Origin of the sequence: Gemmiger qucibialis, from assembly GCF_027689445.1 — a bacterium.
Lineage (GTDB): Bacteria > Bacillota > Clostridia > Oscillospirales > Ruminococcaceae > Gemmiger > Gemmiger qucibialis.
Window position 1 is genome coordinate 1 of record NZ_JAQFEN010000024.1, and the last position, 5,094, is coordinate 5,094.

At 52.3% G+C, this 5,094-nt stretch carries 7 protein-coding genes; all 7 read right to left on the bottom strand.

Translation table 11 applies throughout. The features are described 5' to 3' along the window. Window positions 1-1,006: plasmid recombination protein (locus PG062_RS15725; RefSeq protein WP_270753008.1), on the bottom strand; the 1,006-nt coding region annotated here is incomplete at its 3' end. 279 nt (window positions 1,007-1,285) lie between these two features. Further along, window positions 1,286-1,639 carry a type II toxin-antitoxin system RelB family anti-toxin gene (gene relB / locus PG062_RS15730; protein ID WP_118534466.1) on the bottom strand — a complete coding sequence of 118 codons (354 nt, stop codon included), beginning with the start codon at window positions 1,637-1,639 and terminating at the stop codon, window positions 1,286-1,288. Between the two features lie 83 nt (window positions 1,640-1,722). Continuing rightward, window positions 1,723-2,193, bottom strand: a complete 471-nt coding sequence (locus PG062_RS15735) for a hypothetical protein (protein WP_118534467.1) — start codon at window positions 2,191-2,193, stop codon at window positions 1,723-1,725. Beyond that, window positions 2,190-2,438, bottom strand: a complete 249-nt coding sequence (locus tag PG062_RS15740) for a hypothetical protein (protein WP_118544362.1) — start codon at window positions 2,436-2,438, stop codon at window positions 2,190-2,192. The genes PG062_RS15735 and PG062_RS15740 overlap by 4 nt, the downstream gene beginning before the upstream one ends. An 18-nt stretch (window positions 2,439-2,456) precedes the next feature. Continuing rightward, window positions 2,457-2,729, bottom strand: a complete 273-nt coding sequence (locus tag PG062_RS15745; protein WP_066859802.1) for a type II toxin-antitoxin system YafQ family toxin — start codon at window positions 2,727-2,729, stop codon at window positions 2,457-2,459. Continuing rightward, window positions 2,722-3,003: a type II toxin-antitoxin system RelB/DinJ family antitoxin gene (locus PG062_RS15750; protein ID WP_005948237.1), complete on the bottom strand. Its 282-nt coding sequence runs from the start codon at window positions 3,001-3,003 to the stop codon at window positions 2,722-2,724. The genes PG062_RS15745 and PG062_RS15750 overlap by 8 nt, the downstream gene beginning before the upstream one ends. A gap of 245 nt (window positions 3,004-3,248) precedes the next feature. Continuing rightward, entirely contained in the window at window positions 3,249-4,751 is a 1,503-nt protein-coding gene (locus tag PG062_RS15755) for a hypothetical protein (RefSeq protein ID WP_118534469.1), read from the bottom strand. Window positions 4,752-5,094: the final 343 nt, after the last annotated feature.

Consider the following 5,094-nt stretch of genomic DNA (forward strand, 5'->3'; position numbering starts at 1 on the left):
CTTTGAGCTGCCGGTTTTCATTTTCAAGCCGCTGCCGCTCCTGGGCCTCCTTCAGCTTTTCTTTCGTCGAGGGGATTTTCTGCTGAAGCTGTTGGTTTTCTACCTTCAGCTCCCGCACCTTCTGCTCTGCCGCCGCGCCCCGGATCACCGCCGCCTTCAGCTCCTTCACCTGCTCCACCGTCACGCCCTTGACGGCCCCTGTCAGCGTCTTTTCCGGCTGTATTGCGTCCAGATCGGGCTTGACCTTCTCCACCGCTTTCAGCAGCTTCACATTCCCTTGCAGGGCCTTTCTCTGCTTTTCCAAGGCCGCGATCTCCTGCTCTGCCGCTATCACCTGTTCCTGGACAGCTTCAAGCCGCTGGGCCGCTGCTCTGTACTCTGGCAGCTCCATATGAGGCCGGCCACCGCCCAGGCTGATAATCTCAAACTCATGCGCCTGGGCGATTTCTGTTAGGGCTTCTTTCTCCCGTTCCATCCAGGCTTTCCATTCCGTCTGCTTCCGGCCAAGCCCCTCAAATCCTTGCTGCTTTAACGCTTGTTTCATTGATACCCTCGTTGAGAGGCCCCGGCTCTGCTCCGTTGCCACCGGCACGAAGTCCACATGGAGGTGGGGCGTGGCCTCGTCCATGTGCAGCACCATATTGAACACCCGCAGATGAGGATTGCGCTCCTGGAAGGACTCTGCAAATTCTTTGAGAGCTGCCGCCGCCCGTTCCCCTCCAGGGGAGCCGCACCCGCAGTCCGTCAAGTTGCCGATCTGAAAGATAGCCTCGTGAAATAGCTTCTCCTGCTTGCTCTGCCGGATATGCTCATAGTAGTCTGGTATCTTGTCCCTGGTCTTTTTCTTTTTGGCATTGTAGGCGGCCAGGGCTTCATCGAAAAGTTCGTGGTACACCTTTTTCAAATCCTCGTTGCAAAAGGTGACATTCTGCCCCGACCTGCTTCGGTCTACATTCGCCGCTGAAAAGCTCCTGTTGTTGTGCCGGATACTTCCCCGGCCCGTCATTCCCGAAATGGTTGTGCCTATAAAATCACCCGTCCCTTTCCTGCAAAAGCCTATATCCTACTACTCCTATTTTACCATAACTGGCCGCAGTCCACAACCTCTTTGTTACTTTCTTGTGAGAAAGTAACGCAAAAGCACTTTCACACCGTCGCCCCTTCGGGGCTGGCAGTATGAAAGTGCTTTTGCGCGCTCCCGCGGGGGATTGCCGGAGCTGCCAACCGCTACGGTTTCCCGCTGCTTTCGGGCGGCTCCGGCTGGGACTTCGGCCACACTGTCAAATTACTGCTTTATGCTCTGCAAAATTTCCTCAACCGTCGTTCCGTACAACTTTGCCAGCGCAATCAAATTAGAGGTACTCGGATCACATTCTCCGCTTTCCCACTTAGATACTGCTTGCCGACTAACCCCTATTGTTTCTGCTACAAATTCTTGGGTCATCTTATTTTTAGTCCGCAAGTCTTTCAATACTTCACCTAAATTTTGCTTAAGGACGCTCTTTTCAGCTCTTACATCTTTAGACCTAATATATTTCTTCAAAGCTCGAATAATCAAGATAACCAGATAGATAAATAGCCCGAAAAGACCTGCATAGATGATCAAAGAAATAACCAGCATTGGTGCCGCTATACTCATATTTGTTCCTCCTTTCTGATCATCATTTTAGCAATAACTTCTTGGTTGCTACCACCAATTATTGAGCAACTTTAAGTTGCTTTCTACTTTCCAAACAGTTTACTAAACCACCCGCGCTTTTGCTCCGGCTCCTGGCCCTGCTGATCCGCTCCGGCCTCCCCGGTAAGAAGCTGCTGCTGGATTGTCCCCGCGTGAAGGGCCTGGGCCGCCGCTGCTGTCTGCTGGGCGGCAACCAGAGCCTCCGTCAGCTTTTCAATCTGCCTGTCTTTTACTTCAAGCTGCCCTTGCAGTGTGTCGATGGTGGCCTGTAAAACGCAAACCAAATCGGAAACTTCGTGGTTTTCGGTTTGCGTTTTAGTTTGCGTTTGGTTTTCGATTTCGGTTTGCGATTTTTCAGAAAAAGCCTGTTTTATCAAGGCTTCCTGGTGTTCATCAATCGCAAACTGGTTTCCGTTTTTTCGCAAACCTGATCGCAAACCCAGGTTTGCGATTTGTTTATTTACTGCTGTCTTTGATACCCCTATCTCGTCCGCTATCTGCCGGATTGTTTTCATACTTTCACGAACAGGCCCACAGGACACACGCCCTCAAACCCAGGCGTAGATATGTACCAGCAGCCGGGGCCTGTTGGCTCCCAGGCTACTTCAAGGGTAATCTCGTGCCAGCCATCAGGAAACAAGGCGGTAAAACCCTGCCCTGCGTGTATGCCGTCCCCTTCCAGGAGCAGCCGAGAGTGCGGATCATCGTCTGCCGGATCGGGGAGCTGCAACTGCGCGATCCTCTCTTTATCCCAGCTCATAGACCTTTCCTCCTTCCCCTAAAATAAATCGCTATGCGATCCCGTCCGGGTGAGATATAAAATCAGCTCGTCCCCGTCCACTTCGTAGATCAGCAACCAATCCGGCGTAATGTGGCACTCACGACACCCAGCATAATCCCCGGAAAGTTGGTGATCCCTGTTCTTCTCTGGCAACGGCTCCCCCGCAGCCAACTTTTTAATAATATCCGTCAGCAAAGAAATATCAAAGCCGCGCTTTTTCACGCGCTTCAAATCCTTCTGAAACTTTGTGGTTGGTCTTATGTTATACATCAGCAAGCAGCTCCTCCATCATCTGATCGACATTGGAATAGGTCTTGCCGAGGCTCGGATCGGCTTTCATTCTCTTTACTTCCTTGATTGCTTCAACAGTTTCCGCGTTCGGCACATCGCCGCTAATTTCAAAGGGTATTCTATACTCCCTCACAGCCTTACGCGCAAAAACATTGAACGCCGTTGTCATCGTCATTCCCATATCAGCACAGAACGCCTCAAACTGCCGCTTCAAGTCTGCGTCCATACGAATGTTAATATTTGTATTTGCCATAGGTAGCAACTCCTTTCACTCTCATTATATCCATTGTATAACTTTTTATTTACAATGTCAATATATGTTTCTGACCGTTTACCCAAGCACTGGCCCTTAAACTTCTACCCTGGTATGTTCGCATTTAGAGGACAAAAAAGCCTTGATTTATGCGGCTTTCCGGGCGCAGTAGAGAGGGGGCCGGTATATTTACCCTCGGAGGGCTGAAAACGGCTTCTAAAGCGTAACAGGGGCCTTTCTGGGCCTTATTCCTGGCCCCCATCGTGCAGTGCGTCCAGGATCCAATCGCTCAACTCCTGGGAAGGGGACACCCGCACCGTTATATGCCCATTTTCAAAGCGCACCGCTGGCGGCGGGCAATCCCACCACTTACGGACGGTTTTCGGATCAAGGCCAGTTTCCCGGTGACAGTCGGCCTTGCGCCCCTCCGGGTGCTGCTGCCGCCATTCATAAACCCGCGCCTGGGCCGACGGGCGGCCATTCCCCTCACGCCAATTACTATGAACTATGTCCCGCGTTGCCCTGGCTATCTTCAAATGCTGTTCCTGTTTGCGCCAGTTCCGCTTATTGACAGGCATAGTCAGGCCGGAGAGCTTCGCTATATCGTCCCTGGGGAATGTCACATAGTCCTCATTGAACATTTCCAGGGCGCACACCACATCATCTTTTGTAAAGCGGTTTATATCCTCAACACTCATATCATCGTAGGGCCGGAGCAGCGCAAAAGCGTCCCGGCGCAGCTCGTCCTCGTCTATCCCGCATTTTTTTGCATAAATCGCCAGCGTCATAATGCCATAGAAACGATGGCCCACCCGGATTTCATCGGCGATCCGGTGTAGCCACCAGTCGTAAAGGTCACGCTTGACCGTCCAGCGGCCCCGCCGCTCCTTCTTGACGATCCTCCGCTCATACCAATCCGGGTACTTCTCTTTCGCCTCGGCCAGCGACAGGCGGCTCTTTCTCATAAGCCCCTCAAGCCGCTGCTGTTCCCCGTTGCTGTCCGGGATATAATCAAGCAACCGCGCCAGCTCCACCGGCCCGCCGAGCCGGAACGCCCTCACAGGGTACTCCCGTCCCAGCTTCGAGCCGGAGCCGACCACCCGAAAGCCCTGCAAAATCCCCTGCATTTGCGGCTCTTTGATGGTGGAGGTAAACTTATTCCAAATCTGCCGGGTAAGGGAATATTTCAGCTCTTTCAAGCATTTTTGGTTGTACGGGTACATAGGCACCGGCTCTTTCAGCACATAATACAGGTGAAGCCCTGTCCCGCTGTTTACAACAAAGGTTGCCTGGGGCAGAATATCCTTGTTCATCTGGTGCAGCGTGTCCCGGAGCTGGGGCATACCCACCCCGTCCAGGTCAAAAACCAAGGCATAGAGATACCTGGCATTTTTGCCGCACCGCCGCAGCCCAAAATAGGAGATCGGGGACATAATCGTGAAATCGGTATCTTGCAGCTCCCGCAGCTCGTCCAGCTCGTCAGTGATGGTACAGCGTTTCGCTTTACCGTCCCCCTCGATCTGCAAGGCAATCCCCGTTGCCTTGTCAACCTCACCTTTCGGCACCGTCACCGCAATTCCGTTTCCCTTCCTGTCCTCAAAATGGCCCTTCCTCTCGAAAGATCCTTCTGGGAAGATCTCACGATAAAACTCATACGGCTCCACCGGCTCCAAAAACTTCTCTAAATGCTCGTTCTTTTCCCTGTAAAGTTCCCGCAGCCGTTCCAGGGCTTCTTGCTGATCCGCCACTCCTTACACCTCTTTTCGTACATTCTGCAAACCCATAGGGGGAAAAGGGGAAGCCAAAGAGCGGCCCCTTCGGGGCCTTAAAGAGAAAGTCACCTCCCCCTTTTCCCCCTCGCTCTGGGGCATGGAAATGATGGAAAACCTTTCAGGTTTACCACATTCCCACACCCCGCCGCTCACCCCCATAACCCCCTCCGACTTTCTCCCTGTCAGAGAGAGAATATTTTATTATATTTTCCCTGGCCTAAAGGCCATAGGGGGGCATATATTATCAATATATTTTTTCCCTATTTTACGACAAACCCATTTCAGCTTGTCCCCCCCCCCCATAGGGGGCATATATTAT